At 68.5% G+C, this 14075-nt stretch carries 9 protein-coding genes and 2 rRNA genes (1 of these 11 cut by a window edge); 5 read left to right on the forward strand and 6 right to left on the reverse strand.

Going from position 1 to position 14075, the window contains the following annotated elements; translation table 11 throughout:
• Positions 1-30: 30 nt before the first annotated feature.
• From ACYUED_RS16760 to mtnA, 4 genes are all read right to left on the reverse strand, one after another.
• Positions 31-1863, reverse strand: a complete 1833-nt coding sequence (locus ACYUED_RS16760) for an LpqB family beta-propeller domain-containing protein (protein WP_491293082.1) — start codon at positions 1861-1863, stop codon at positions 31-33.
• Complete coding sequence (mtrB, locus tag ACYUED_RS16765) at positions 1853-3916, reverse strand: MtrAB system histidine kinase MtrB (RefSeq protein WP_491293083.1); 2064 nt, start codon at positions 3914-3916, stop codon at positions 1853-1855. Before mtrB ends, ACYUED_RS16760 begins: the two co-directional genes overlap by 11 nt.
• 1 nt (position 3917) lies before the next feature.
• The gene (mtrA, locus tag ACYUED_RS16770) at positions 3918-4607 is read right to left on the reverse strand and encodes a two-component system response regulator MtrA (protein WP_187284748.1); all 690 of its coding nucleotides are present in this window, start codon (positions 4605-4607) and stop codon (positions 3918-3920) included.
• Between the two features lie 402 nt (positions 4608-5009).
• Positions 5010-6176: an S-methyl-5-thioribose-1-phosphate isomerase gene (gene mtnA / locus ACYUED_RS16775; RefSeq protein ID WP_491293084.1), complete on the reverse strand. Its 1167-nt coding sequence runs from the start codon at positions 6174-6176 to the stop codon at positions 5010-5012.
• 140 nt (positions 6177-6316) lie between these two features.
• Here mtnA and ACYUED_RS16780 point away from each other — a divergent pair, with 140 nt between their 5' ends.
• The 5 genes from ACYUED_RS16780 to ACYUED_RS16800 are packed head-to-tail and all read left to right on the forward strand — an operon-like array spanning position 6317 to position 11966.
• Positions 6317-7681, forward strand: a complete 1365-nt coding sequence (locus tag ACYUED_RS16780) for a DUF7847 domain-containing protein (RefSeq protein WP_491293085.1) — start codon at positions 6317-6319, stop codon at positions 7679-7681.
• Positions 7682-7685: 4 nt separating this feature from the next.
• Positions 7686-8474 (forward strand): DUF4129 domain-containing protein, encoded by a 789-nt coding sequence (locus tag ACYUED_RS16785; RefSeq protein ID WP_491293086.1) that lies wholly within the window; start codon positions 7686-7688, stop codon positions 8472-8474.
• Positions 8471-9667 (forward strand): DUF4350 domain-containing protein, encoded by a 1197-nt coding sequence (locus tag ACYUED_RS16790; protein ID WP_491293087.1) that lies wholly within the window; start codon positions 8471-8473, stop codon positions 9665-9667. Before ACYUED_RS16785 ends, ACYUED_RS16790 begins: the two co-directional genes overlap by 4 nt.
• Positions 9667-10656 (forward strand): AAA family ATPase, encoded by a 990-nt coding sequence (locus ACYUED_RS16795; protein WP_491294289.1) that lies wholly within the window; start codon positions 9667-9669, stop codon positions 10654-10656. The genes ACYUED_RS16790 and ACYUED_RS16795 overlap by 1 nt, the downstream gene beginning before the upstream one ends.
• On the forward strand, positions 10656-11966 hold the full coding sequence (locus ACYUED_RS16800; RefSeq protein WP_491293088.1) for a DUF58 domain-containing protein: 1311 nt from the start codon (positions 10656-10658) through the stop codon (positions 11964-11966). Before ACYUED_RS16795 ends, ACYUED_RS16800 begins: the two co-directional genes overlap by 1 nt.
• Before the next feature lie 98 nt (positions 11967-12064).
• On the opposite strand, the gene rrf is transcribed toward ACYUED_RS16800, so the two are convergent.
• Positions 12065-12181, reverse strand: a 5S ribosomal RNA gene (gene rrf / locus ACYUED_RS16805).
• 95 nt (positions 12182-12276) lie between these two features.
• Positions 12277-14075: ribosomal RNA gene (locus tag ACYUED_RS16810) — 23S ribosomal RNA — on the reverse strand (it continues 1319 nt past the right edge of the window).

The following is a 14075-nucleotide window of genomic DNA, read 5'->3' on the forward strand; positions in this document are numbered from 1 at the left end:
CCCGGACGCACACCGCCCCGGGGCAGCGGTTCACCCCGGATAGACCGGCGCCACCCCGTCCGTGACCTTCTGCCACTGCGTCCCGGCCGGCAGCCGAACGATCCCGTCCTCCGAGTACGCCACCAGCGGCAGTCCGTCGGACTCCGCCCCGGTGATCTCCTTGATCCCGCTGAGGGCCGCGGGCGCGGGCCCCTCCGGCGTTGAGCCGTCGACCTGGACGTACCGCATGGTCTGCAGTCCGCCCTGTTCGCGCCCGACCACCACGAGCCGGCTGTCCCCGGCCCACGACATGGCCGTGACGTCCTCCAACTCCGGTGACGCGGACCGCAGTCCGAGCACGGAAACCGTCGGCCGGTCCTCCGCGGCCTCCTGCCGCCGCTCGATCCGTCCGATGAACAGCGACTTCTTGCCGTTCTTCGTCACCACGAGCGCAATCCGCACCCCGTCGGCAGCCACCCGGACGTTATCGATGCGGCCGTCCAGCTCCGGAGTCTTCACCACGAGCGGCACACCCTTGCCCTGCTCCAGCAGGAGCAGCCGGGGTTTGTCGCGGTCCCGGTCGGCCACCCAGAGGTCGCCGTTCCCGTCCCAGCTCGGCGGCGTCAGCCGGTCCTGCTCCGACTTGCCCCGGCTTGCCAGCACCGGGTCCCCGAGCGAACTGCCGGACACCAGCGACGTGACGTACAGGTTCTTGCCGTCGCCACCGACGGCCGCCGCGGTGTCCTCGTCGCGTGACACGGCCACCGACCGCAGCGCCTTGCTGCCCTCGCCCAGTGCTCCGGGCACCGGATCGTCCTTGGTGCCGTTGTTGCCGACCGCTATCCGTTCGAGCCGGCTCTTGTCGTCGATGAAGTACACGTAGCCGGGATGCTCCATCGAGCCCCGCGCGGCCACGTCGTCTGCGTGGTCCTCGGAGAGCGAGCACAGCCGCGTATCACCGGACAGCAACTCGACCTGGTCCACCGCCGGGGTGAGGTTCTGCAGCGTGAACAGGAGCTGGGCCGCCATCTCACTGCACTGCTTCACACCGACGCGGGCCGCCTTCTCGTTCAGTGGCACGGTCAGCTTGTTCTGGTCGTCGGGCGTCAGCGTGCCGGCGCCCTTCTGCAACGCCGTACCCGTGGGGAAACTCGTCCGCACCACATGGTCGAGCCAGGTCGTGGGACCGTTGAGCAGCGACCGCACCATCTGTGTCATGGGGTCGACGCGGCGCCGCACGTACACGGGATCTCCGACGGCCGCCGTCTGCGTCGACGTCCCGGCCGCGGCATTCGAGGCGAAGTAGTACTTGTTGACGGACATGTAGTTGCGCTGGAAGTCCGATTTGCCCATGACCACGCCCTGCGGCAGCGTGTCGATGCGCCACTGCTTGGTCCTCTTGTCACGCGTGAGATGCACCGGCGCGTTGTAGGTCCCGCTTGCGGGCGAGTACGCCTGCTGCTCGTCCACCCTGGCGACCCTCGTGCCGGTCAGCGTGAACGTGAGGTCGCCGCTGCCCTCACGGCCGCCCAGACGGTTGGGGTCGATACCCGGCCCGTCCGCGAGGACCGTGCTGGACAGTCCCGGCTTCCAGGTCTGCGAGGCAGTCTTGGTGAGGTACTGGCGCGCCGTCGAATAGCTCGGATCGTCGCTGGTCAACGCCTCGAGGAAACCCGAGACGATGTCCGAGGGCTGCGCGTCGTCCTGGGGCGGCATGGCGAAGACCCGCACCTGAGTGTCCTGCCGCGGTGTGGAGTCGACGCCACGCAGGTCCCCGCTGTCGGGCATCGAGGCGCACCCCGCCAGCAGTACGACGCCGCAGACGCCGTACACCACCATGCGCAACGGTCCGCGCCCGGCGCCCCCCTCGCGGTCAGCGCCCACGAAATGCCTCCCCTTGCTTCTTCGAGTCCTCCGGCGCGGTGCCCGGGGGACGCGAGGTCTCGCTCAGCGCCCTGTCCTCGCCGGGCGTCTCGTCCTGCCGTCGCGCCCCGGAGACGGGCCGGGGCACCACGCGCGCGCCGTTCCCTGGCAGTGCCGTCGGATCGGCGGTGGGGGCCGCGCCGGTCAGTCTGGAGGCTATCGGCGGTATCTGGTCGCCGGTCGGCTGCACGGGCACGGTGGCGGACTTGTCCCCGCCCCCGCGCGGCAGCCCGGCGTCGTTGAGTCCGCGGTTGCGCCGCGAGTCCCTGGGCTCCAGCGGTATCGGCGAGCCCCGCAGCGGCTCGTCCGCGGTCCGCGGCAGCGTCAGCCGGAACTGCGAGCCGCCACCCGGCTCGCCCCACGCCTGCAGCCAGCCGCCATGCAGCCGCGCGTCCTCCAGGGCGATGGACAGCCCAAGGCCCGTACCGCCGGTGGTACGCGCGCGTGCCGGGTCGGCCCGCCAGAAGCGGCTGAACACGCGCGTGGCCTCGCCGGGCTTGAGCCCGACGCCGTAGTCGCGCACCGCGACCGCCACCGCTCCGCCCGCCGCGGCGAGCTTGACGACCACGTCCTTGCCCTCGCCGTGCTCCACGGCGTTGACGACGAGGTTGCGCAGCACCCGCTCCACGCGCCGGGCGTCCGCCTCCGCGACGACGGGCTGGAGGTCGCCCACCACCCGTATGTGCGTCCCCTTGCGCTCGGCGAGCGGCTCGGCCCCGCTGACGACCCGCCGCACGACCTCCCTGAGGTCTATCGGCTCCGCCTCCAGCGCCGCGGCACCCGCGTCGAAGCGGCTGATCTCCAGCAGATCCGCGAGCAGCGACTCGAACCGGTCCAACTGGTCGGCCAGCAGCTCGGCCGACCGCGCGGTGATCGGATCGAAGTCCTCCCGCGCCTCGTGAATGACGTCCGCGGCCATCCGTACGGTCGTCAGCGGCGTCCGCAGCTCGTGCGACACGTCCGACACGAACCGACGCTGCATCCGCGACAGATCCTCCAGCTGCTGGATCTTCAGCTGCAGGTTCTGCGCCATCTTGTTGAAGGCCTCACCGAGCCGCGCGATGTCGTCCTCGCCGGTGACCTTCATACGTTCCTGCAGCCGCCCTGCGGACAGCCGCTCGGCGATACCGGCCGCCATTCGCACGGGCGTCACAACCTGCCGCACCACCAGCCAGGCGATCGCCCCGAGAAGGACGACGACGAAGAGCCCGGCGGTCGCCAGCGTGCCCTTGACCAGGCTCAGCGACTTCTCCTCCTGCGTGAGCGGGAAGAGGTAGTACAGCTCGTACGGGTCGCCGTTGGGGTCGTTGATCTGCTTGCCGATGACCAGCGCCGGCTGGGACTCGTTGCTGTTGCTGTAGACGATGCGGGTGTAGCTCTGGGAGGCCGCCGTATCGTCGTTGATCCGTGAGCGCAGGTCGTCGGGAACGCTCGCGGAGGGGTCGACATCCCCGGAGGCACGCGGCCCGCGCCCGCCACCGCTGTTGTCGCCGGCAGGCAGCGTCACCACGTCGAAGGCGCCCTGACCACCGCTGGACAGCGAGGACACCAGTTCACTCATCCACTGGATGACGTTCTGCGAGGGACGGCCGTCCGCCGTCGTGCCGCCGTCACCGGTTCCGGCCGCCGCCTCTTCGTCGGCCTTCTGCTTGGCCACCGCGAACCCGCCCGTGGCCTGGCTCTGGGAGGCTTTCACCTTGGCGTCAAGCAGGCCGTTGCGCACCTGCCCGATGACGACGAAGCCCAGCAGAAGTACGACACCGAGCGACATCAGCAGCGTCGTGGCGACGACCTTGAGCTGGATGTTGCGTCGCCACAGCCGCATGACGGGCAGCAGCGGGCGCCGCACCCAGCGTATGAACAGGCGCAGGACCGGGCTGCCCTGGACTCCGCCCTGCAGCAGCCCGCCCTCGAGCAGACGTCCCCAGCGGGAGCCCGCCGTCTTCCGGCCGACAGGCCGCCCCGCGCGGGCCTCACCCGGCCCGGGCGCCGAAGCGGCACTGTCACCGGTCATGTCAGCTCGGTCCTGCCTTGTAACCGACGCCGCGGACGGTCACCACGATCTCCGGCCGCTCGGGGTCCTTCTCGACCTTCGAACGCAGCCGCTGTACATGCACGTTCACCAGACGGGTGTCGGCGGCGTGGCGGTAACCCCACACCTGCTCGAGCAGCACTTCACGCGTGAACACCTGCCACGGCTTCCGGGCCAGCGCCACCAGCAGATCGAACTCCAGCGGCGTCAGCGCGATCGACTGCCCGTCCCGCTTCACGGAGTGACCCGCCACGTCGATGACCAGGTCGCCTATGGCCAACTGCTCCGGCGCCGGCTCCTCCGACCTCCGCAGCCGCGCCCGGATCCGGGCGACCAGCTCCTTCGGCTTGAACGGCTTCACGATGTAGTCGTCGGCGCCCGACTCCAGCCCGACCACCACGTCGACGGTGTCGCTCTTGGCGGTGAGCATCACGATCGGCACACCGGACTCCGCCCTGATCAGACGGCACACCTCGATGCCGTCCCGCCCTGGCAGCATCAGGTCGAGCAGCACCAGATCCGGTTTGCTCTCACGGAATGCGGCCAGCGCCTTGTCGCCGTCAGCTACGAACGACGGCTCAAAACCTTCACCACGCAGCACGATGCCGAGCATCTCGGCCAGTGCCGTGTCGTCGTCGACGACAAGGACTCGTCCCTTCATAAACGACATCATCCCATTCTCATAACGGTGGCGAAGGTGCAGGTGAGCAGGCTCACTGGCCCGTGACGATAGTCGTACTCGGCCGTCACTGTCTGCCCCTGTCCCGCGACGTCGATGTCCGTAACGGATGTCAGCTACCCAGCGTAGGCGCACCCTGACCACATGGTCGGCCCACCGGCTCGGGTCAGGCGGGCTGCGCGGACGCCACGACGGCGGCGCGTGCCTTCGTGTTCGGCACTCGGCCTTCACGCGCCGGGTCGGACGGTGCCCATCGGATTTCTGTCCGCGCCGGGCGTAGAAGGCCGTGCACAGGTCGTTGATCTGTTCAGGTCGGCGGGAACCGCAGCGCGCAGAACGGTCCTGAACGCCCTCACCATCATCCGACGCACCGACCTCGATACACAGCTCTCCGCTCTACGGCTCCGCGCACCCCGTGTGCTGATCAGCTGTTCGTGACCTGGCGCACAGCTCAGCGAGCGCCTCAGCCGTCACGGGCGAAACGGCGCCTTCCTCCGTGACGATCGCGGTCACCAACTCGGGCGGCGTGACGTCGAACGCCGGGTTGTACGCCTGGGTCCCCAGCGGCGCCACCGGAATCCCACCTCCTGCCTCCGCTCCGGCCACCGGCACCTGAGGAGCTGTGACCTCGGTCACCTCATGCCCGGGGCGCTGCTCGACCTCGATGGCAGCCCCGTCCGGGGTGTCCGGATCCACCGTCGTCACCGGTGCCACCACGATGAACGGCACATGGTGGTACCTCGCCAGTACTGCGAGCGGATAGCTCCCCACCTTGTTCGCCACCGATCCGTCGGCCGCGATGCGGTCCGCCCCGATCAGCACAGCGTCCACCTCGCCGGCCGCGAAGAGCGAGCCCGCCGCGTTGTCCGTGAGCAGGGTGTACGCCATGCCACGGCGCGCCGCCTCGTAGGCCGTCAGACGAGCTCCTTGCAGCAGCGGACGGGTCTCGTCCACCCACAGCCGCCGCAGCCTCCCCGCCCGGTGCGCCGCAAGCGCCACCGCGAACGCCGTCCCCTCTCCGCCCGACACCAACGCCCCGGTGTTGCAGTGGGTGAGGATCCGGTGCCCGCCGCCGGGGAGCAGCTCGTCCAGCAGGGCCAGCCCGTGCTCTGCCATACGAGCGCTGGCCTCGGCGTCCTCCTCGTGCAGCCGCCGCGCCGCGGCAAGCGCCGCCGCCGCGGCCTGCCCGGCGTCACCGCTCTTGGCGAATTCGGCCCGGTGGGCGGACTGAGCCCTGCGCACACCGACGGCGAGATTCACCGCGGTGGGCCGGGCGCCCGCCAGCGCGGCCGCGGCATCGTCCACGTCGAAGCCACGCACGGCGGCGAGCGCGACACCATACGCTCCCGCGATGCCGAGCAGAGGTGCCCCGCGCACGGACAGCGAACGGATCGCCTCCACCAGCGCGGGTGCGTCCGTGCAGACAAGCTCGACCTCCTCTGCCGGCAGCCTCGTCTGGTCGAGAAGGACCAGTACCGGGCCTTCGGGTGGTTCCTCCCAACGGATCGCCGGTGTCTCGGTCGGCCTGCTGTCTTCGCCGGATTGCGCGTACTGATCAGCCATGCCGTCAGTCTGCCCCTTATCCGGCGGACAATTGAAGGTGTGCAGCCCATACCTCGGCCGGTACCTGGGTGACCACCCCATGGCACGATGGCTGCCAACCTGCCGCCGCGACCGCGGACGGGCACCGTGAAGGAGCGACGATGAAAGACACTCCGGGCTGGGCCTCGCCCGGATCTGCCCCCTCCGACGGGCAGGAGCCCGGCGCGTCCGGCCCTGCCGAGCCCACCGACCGTCCCGGCCCCGCGGAGCGCGCGGACCAGCCCGGTCCCGACCCGCAGGACAGCCGCGACGCGCAGAGCACCGGCTCGCAATGGTCGAAGGAACAGCCGCCACCCGCCCAGTGGTCCGCGCCCACCGGCCCCGGCCGGCCTACTCCGCCACCACCGCCCCCCGGCCCCGGATGGGGCACCCAGCCTCCCCCCGGCCCCGGTGGCCACAGCGCTCCCGGTCCTGGTGGTTACCCGCCTTACGGCACTCCCGGATACCCCGCATGGGGAGGCGGTTGGGGCGGTCCCCCGCCCGCCGCCAAGCCGGGCGTCATCCCTCTCCGCCCTCTCGGCGTCGGCGAGATCCTCGACGGCGCGGTCTCCACCATGCGCACGTACTGGCGGACCGTCCTGGGCATCTCCCTGACCGTCGCCGTGGTTACGGAGATCCTCGTCATCCTTCTTCAGGGCCTCGTGCTGAACGACACCAGCACCGCGGCCCTCGACGACCCGAGCGCCACCGCAGGTGAACTGACCCGCGCCCTGGGCGAGGTCATGCTCAGCTCCAGCGCCGTCTTCCTGATCTCCCTGATCGCGACAGTCGCCGCGACCGCCCTGCTCACCACCGTCACCAGCCGTGCCGTCCTCGGCCGGTCCGTGAGCACCGGCGAGGCCTGGCGCGACGCCCGCCCTCAGGTCGTCAAGCTGCTCGGTTTGATCGTGCTGCTGCCCGTCATCACCGTCGGAGTCGTCCTCGCAGGCACGCTGCCCGGCATCCTCGTGGCCGTCTTCGGGAACGCCGACGGGGGTGTCGCGCTCGCCGTCCTCGGCGGCATCGGCGCGGGAATCGTCGCACTCTGGTTGATGATCCGCTTCTCCCTGGCCTCGCCGGCTCTGATGCTGGAGAAGCAGGGCGTCGTGAAGTCGATGGGCCGGTCCGCGAAGCTCGTCCGCGGCTCCTGGTGGCGTGTCTTCGGCATCCAGTTGCTCGCCGGGATCATCGCGAGCATCATCTCGGCGATCGTCGTCATCCCCTTCACCTTTCTCGCCGCGCTGTTCAGCGGCGACGGCATCGCCAGTCTCCTCAACAACAGCGGCGGCGGCGACCTCAGCTGGATGTTCCTCGTCATCAGCGGGCTGGGCTCGGTGATCGGCTCCATGATCACATTCCCGATCAGTGCCGGCGTCACCGTGCTCCTCTACATCGACATGCGCATCCGCCGTGAGGCCCTCGACCTCGAACTGGCCCGCGCCGCCGGTGTCCAGGGCTACGGCACCGAAGCCGGCGCGGGAGGCTGATGCAGTGAGCGTGACGGGGGGAGTTCTCACAGCAGTGCCGACCGCCTTGCCACGCGCCGCCGCCGAAGCGGCCGTGCGCACGCTGCTGCGTGCCGGCGACAATTCCGTCCTGTCGTCGATACGCTCCGGCGACGAACCGCCGGTGACGATTCCGCGGGATCCCGCGCGCGATGCGGCCCGTCGCGAGCTGTCCAAGCGCATGTACCACGAGAACGACCCCAGCTTGTTCGAGCGCGCCCTGAACGCCTTCTGGGAGTGGGTCGACAAACTGTTCGGCTCGGCTGCGGCCGCGACACCAGGAGGCACGCTGGGCCTCGTCGTCGTCATCGTCGCTGTCCTCGCGGTGCTGGGCGCACTGTGGTGGCGCCTGGGCACGCCACGCCGCGAACCGACCCCGTCGGCCGCCCTGTTCGACGACCGCCCCCGCAGCGCCGCCGAACACCGCGCGGCAGCCGAGGCACACGCCGCCCAAGGCCACTGGAACCAGGCCGTCCAGGAACGCATGCGCGCCATCGTCCGCTCCCTCGAGGAGCGGGCGCTCCTGGACGTACGCCCCGGCCGCACCGCGGACGAGGCAGCCGCGGCAGCGGGCCGCACCATGCCCTCCCACACGGACCGGCTGCGCGCCGCCGCCCGGGACTTCGACGACGTGACGTACGGCGGCCGAAGGGCGAGCGAGCAGTCGTACCACCGCATGGCCGAACTCGACCGCGACCTCGATCGCACCAAGCCCCAGCTCGCGAACAGCAGCCCCAGCACGGCCCACAACGCCCGCCAGGGAGCCGCCGGATGACCACCGAGGTCACACTCCCGACCACCTCGGTCTCGCCCACCACACGCCAGGTGTGGACCCGCGCGCGAGGCATCGCCCTCTCCGTCGTCCTCCTCCTGGCGGCAGCCGTGGTGATCGCCGTGATCCGCTCCGACGCCCGGCACGGCGAACTCGACCCGCGCTCCGCCGACTCCTACGGCAGCCGCGCCGTCGCAGAGCTCCTCGCGGATCACAATGTGACCACGCGCACGGTCACCACCCTGGACGAAGCTCGCGCCGCAGCAGCTCCGGACACCACACTCCTGGTCGCCGTCCCAGACGTGTTGACGCACCGTCAACAGTCGCAGCTGCACTCCGCGATCGCAGACTCCGGCGGACGCACCGTCCTGGTCGCCCCCGGCAGCTGGTCCGTGGAAAAGCTCGCCCCCGGTGTCACCGCGGACCCCGCCACCAGCTTCGACTCGACGCTCTCCCCCGACTGCCAACTGCCCGCCGCCCGCCGCGCGGGCACTGCAGACACGGGCGGCATCCGCTACACGACCACCCACCTCGGCGCCGACGAGTGCTACCCCAGCAAGCGCCTCGCCACGCTCCTGCGAATCCCGGACGCGTTCGGGGACGGCGACACGGTCGTCCTCGGCGCACCCGACATCCTCTTCAACCACCACCTCGACAAGCAGGGCAACGCCTCGCTCGCCCTTCAACTCCTCGGCTCCCGCCCTCATCTGGTCTGGTACCTCCCCTCGCTCTCCGACAACTCGGCCACCGGCACAGGCGACGAAAAGGGCTTCTTCGACCTGCTCCCCTCCGGCTGGCTCTGGGGCACGCTGCAACTCTTCGTCGCCGCAGCCCTAGCCGCCCTCTGGCGGGCACGCCGACTGGGCCCCCTCGTGCCCGAAAGACTCCCCGTGGCGATCCGCGCCTCCGAAACCGTCGAAGGCCGCGCCCGTCTCTACCGCAAAGCGAACGCCCGCGATCGCGCAGCCGCCGCTCTTCGTTCCTCCACCCGCATCCGCCTCGCCCCCCTCGTCGGCGTCTCCGTCGTTCAGGCGCACGCGCCCGAGGCCCTGCTCCCCGCTCTGTCCGCCCATCTCCACGGCTCCGGACAGGCCCTGGACTCTCTCCTCTTCGGCCCGCCGCCCAGCGACGACGCGGCCCTCATCTCCCTCGCCGACCAACTCGACGCCCTCGAAAGAGAGGTACGCCGTCCATGATGGACCCGACCACTGACAACGCCGGGTACACCGGGGACCCGGGCAGGGCCCGGGCCTCCCTGGAAGCCCTGCGCGCCGAGATCGCCAAAGCCGTGGTCGGCCAGGACCCCGCCGTGACCGGCCTCGTCGTTGCCCTCCTCTGCCGTGGACACGTACTCCTAGAAGGAGTCCCCGGGGTCGCCAAAACGTTGCTCGTCCGCGCCCTCGCATCCGCACTCGAACTCGACACGAAGCGCGTACAGTTCACCCCCGACCTGATGCCGAGCGACATCACGGGCTCCCTGATCTACGACACCCGCACCACCGAGTTCTCGTTCCAGCCCGGCCCGGTCTTCACCCACCTCCTCCTCGCCGACGAGATCAACCGCACGCCCCCGAAGACCCAGTCGTCCCTCCTGGAAGCCATGGAAGAACGCCAGGTCACGGTCGACGGCACCCCGCGCCCGCTACCCGACCCGTTCCTGGTGGCGGCGACCCAGAACCCGGTCGAATACGAGGGCACATACCCCCTCCCCGAAGCCCAACTGGACCGTTTCCTGCTCAAACTGACGATCCCTCTGCCCTCCCGTCAGGACGAGATCGACGTCCTCACCCGCCACGCCGAGGGCTTCAACCCGCGCGATCTGCACGCCGCGGGCGTACGCCCGGTGGCCGGTCCTGCCGACCTGGAGGCCGCCCGCGCAGCCGTCGCCAAAACGACGATCTCCCCGGAGATCACCGCCTACGTGGTGGACATCTGCCGAGCCACCCGCGAGTCCCCGTCGCTCACCCTCGGCGTCTCCCCACGCGGCGCCACGGCCCTCCTGGCCACCTCGCGCGCGTGGGCGTGGCTCACGGGCCGCGACTACGTCATTCCCGACGACGTCAAAGCCCTGTCCCTCCCCACTCTCCGCCACCGCGTACAACTCCGCCCCGAGGCAGAGATGGAAGGGGTCACAGCCGACTCCGTCATCAACGCGATCCTCGCCCACGTCCCGGTCCCCCGCTGATGGCCCTCACCGGACGCGCCGCGCTCCTCGCGGCCCTCGGCTCCCTCCCCGTCGGAATCTGGGGCGCCAGTTGGACGGGCATCCTCGCGGTGAACGCCCCCCTGGCCGTGGCCTGCGCCTGCGACTTCGCCCTCGCAGCACCTGTGCGACGCCTCGGCCTGACCCGCTCCGGCGATACGTCCGTACGCCTGGGCGAGGCCGCAGAGGTGACCCTCACCGTCACCAACCCGTCCAGCCGCCCTCTTCGGGTGCGCCTGCGCGATGCCTGGCCACCCAGCAGCTGGCAGCCCGGAACAGAGGTGGCAGCCTCCCGCCACCGCCTGACGGTTCCCGCCGGCGAACGCCGACGCGTCACCACCCGCCTACGCCCCACCCGCCGCGGCGACCGCCAGGCCGACCGGATCACCATCCGCTCGTACGGCCCCCTCGGTCTGCTCGCCCGCCAGGGCACCCACAAGGCCCCCTGGACGGTACGGGTGCTGCCACCGTTCACCAGCCGAAAGCACCTGCCTTCGAAACTCGCCCGTCTGCGTGAGCTCGACGGCCGCACCAGCGTTCTCACCCGCGGCGAGGGAACAGAATTCGACAGCCTGCGCGAGTACGTCCCTGGTGACGACACCCGGTCCATCGACTGGCGCGCAACGGCCCGCCAGTCCTCGGTCGCCGTACGCACATGGCGCCCCGAGCGCGATCGCCACATCCTGCTCGTCCTGGACACCGGCCGCACCTCTGCGGGCCGCGTGGGCGACGCCCCGCGCCTCGACGCCTCCATGGACGCGGCCCTCCTCCTGGCAGCACTCGCGTCCCGCGCAGGCGACCGGGTGGACCTGATGGCATACGACCGCCGGGTACGCGCCCTCGTCCAGGGGCGTACCGCCCGCGACGTCCTGCCGTCCCTGGTCAACGCGATGGCGACGCTCGAACCCGAACTGGTCGAACTGGATGCCCGAGGCCTGACTGCAAGCGCGCTCCGCACGGCTCCCCGCCGCTCCCTCATCGTGCTGCTGACGAGCCTCGACACCGCACCCGTGGAAGAAGGCCTGCTCCCCGTCCTCTCTCAGCTCACCCAGCGGCACACCGTTCTGGTGGCATCGGTGGCAGATCCTTATATCGCCCGCATGACGACGGCCCGTGGAAACACCGAGGCCGTTTACGAAGCTGCCGCTGCCGCCCAGGCGCAGAGCGAACGTCACCGCACCGCGGAGCAACTCCGCCGTCACGGCGTCACGGTCGTCGACGAGACCCCGGAGGAACTGGCGCCGGCGCTGGCAGATGCATATCTGGCACTGAAGACAGCAGGGCGTCTGTAATACTAAGGGGCTCTCTTCTGAAGGGCCCCGGAGCATAAGCCCTAAAACGCAGAAAACCCCCGGACCGGTATCCCCGGCCGGGGGTTTTCTCACAATTTGTTCGGCGGCGTCCTACTCTCCCACAGGGTCCCCCCTGCAGTACCATCGGCGCTGTAAGGCTTAGCTTCCGGGTTCGGAATGTAACCGGGCGTTTCCCTCACGCTATAACCACCGAAACACTATGAAACTGTTGAACCTGCCGCACCGTTGTCGTGGCCCGACAACGGGGCTGTTCGTGGTTTCAGAACCAACACAGTGGACGCGAGCAACTGAGGACAAGCCCTCGGCCTATTAGTACCGGTCACCTCCACCCATTACTGGGCTTCCAGATCCGGCCTATCAACCCAGTCGTCTACTGGGAGCCTTACCCCATCAAGTGGGTGGGAATACTCATCTCGAAGCAGGCTTCCCGCTTAGATGCTTTCAGCGGTTATCCCTCCCGAACGTAGCCAACCAGCCATGCCCTTGGCAGAACAACTGGCACACCAGAGGTTCGTCCGTCCCGGTCCTCTCGTACTAGGGACAGCCCTTCTCAATATTCCTGCGCGCGCAGCGGATAGGGACCGAACTGTCTCACGACGTTCTAAACCCAGCTCGCGTACCGCTTTAATGGGCGAACAGCCCAACCCTTGGGACCGACTCCAGCCCCAGGATGCGACGAGCCGACATCGAGGTGCCAAACCATCCCGTCGATATGGACTCTTGGGGAAGATCAGCCTGTTATCCCCGGGGTACCTTTTATCCGTTGAGCGACGGCGCTTCCACAAGCCACCGCCGGATCACTAGTCCCGACTTTCGTCCCTGCTCGACCCGTCGGTCTCACAGTCAAGCTCCCTTGTGCACTTACACTCAACACCTGATTGCCAACCAGGCTGAGGGAACCTTTGGGCGCCTCCGTTACTCTTTAGGAGGCAACCGCCCCAGTTAAACTACCCATCAGACACTGTCCCTGATCCGGATCACGGACCCAGGTTAGACATCCAGCACGACCAGACTGGTATTTCAACGACGACTCCCCCTGAACTGGCGTCCAGAGTTCACAGTCTCCCAGCTATCCTACACAAGCCGAACCGAACACCAATATCAAACTGTAGTAAAGGTCCCGGGGTCTTTCCGTCCTGCTGCGCGAAACGAGCATCTTTACTCGTAGTGCAATTTCACCGGGCCTATGGTTGAGACAGTCGAGAAGTCGTTACGCCATTCGTGCAGGTCGGAACTTACCCGACAAGGAATTTCGCTACCTTAGGATGGTTATAGTTACCACCGCCGTTTACTGGCGCTTAAGTTCTCAGCTTCGCACGCCCGAAAGCGCACTAACCGGTCCCCTTAACGTTCCAGCACCGGGCAGGCGTCAGTCCGTATACATCGCCTTACGGCTTCGCACGGACCTGTGTTTTTAGTAAACAGTCGCTTCTCGCTGGTCTCTGCGGCCACCCCCAGCTCAGACAGAAAATGTCATCACCAGTGATGGCCCCCCTTCTCCCGAAGTTACGGGGGCATTTTGCCGAGTTCCTTAACCATAGTTCACCCGAACGCCTCGGTATTCTCTACCTGACCACCTGAGTCGGTTTAGGGTACGGGCCGCCATGAAACTCGCTAGAGGCTTTTCTCGACAGCATAGGATCATCCACTTCACCACAATCGGCTCGGCATCAGGTCTCACCCACATGCCATCCGGATTTACCTGGATGACGGGCTACACCCTTACCCCGGGACAACCACCGCCCGGGCTGGACTACCTTCCTGCGTCACCCCATCACTCACCTACTACAAGTCTGGTCCGTCGGCTCCACCACTTTCCATTCCCCGAAGGGTCCGGAACGGCTTCACGGACTTAGCATCGCCTGATTCAATGTTTGACGCTTCACAGCGGGTACCGGAATATCAACCGGTTATCCATCGACTACGCCTGTCGGCCTCGCCTTAGGTCCCGACTTACCCTGGGCAGATCAGCTTGACCCAGGAACCCTTAGTCAATCGGCGCACACGTTTCTCACGTGTGTATCGCTACTCATGCCTGCATTCTCACTCGTGAACCGTCCACCACTGCCTTCCGGCGCGGCTTCACCC

Source organism: Streptomyces sp. DF42, from assembly GCF_058267695.1.

What these genes read in the sequence shown, in the direction of transcription:
- mtrB (WP_491293083.1), bottom strand. Translation starts at nt 3,916, where the DNA reads ATGACCGGTGACAGTGCCGCTTCGGCGCCCGGGCCGGGTGAGGCCCGC.
- mtrA (WP_187284748.1), bottom strand. Translation starts at nt 4,607, where the DNA reads ATGATGTCGTTTATGAAGGGACGAGTCCTTGTCGTCGACGACGACACG.
- mtnA (WP_491293084.1), bottom strand. Translation starts at nt 6,176, where the DNA reads ATGGCTGATCAGTACGCGCAATCCGGCGAAGACAGCAGGCCGACCGAG.
- ACYUED_RS16780 (WP_491293085.1), top strand. Translation starts at nt 6,317, where the DNA reads ATGAAAGACACTCCGGGCTGGGCCTCGCCCGGATCTGCCCCCTCCGAC.
- ACYUED_RS16790 (WP_491293087.1), top strand. Translation starts at nt 8,471, where the DNA reads ATGACCACCGAGGTCACACTCCCGACCACCTCGGTCTCGCCCACCACA.
- ACYUED_RS16795 (WP_491294289.1), top strand. Translation starts at nt 9,667, where the DNA reads ATGGACCCGACCACTGACAACGCCGGGTACACCGGGGACCCGGGCAGG.
- ACYUED_RS16800 (WP_491293088.1), top strand. Translation starts at nt 10,656, where the DNA reads ATGGCCCTCACCGGACGCGCCGCGCTCCTCGCGGCCCTCGGCTCCCTC.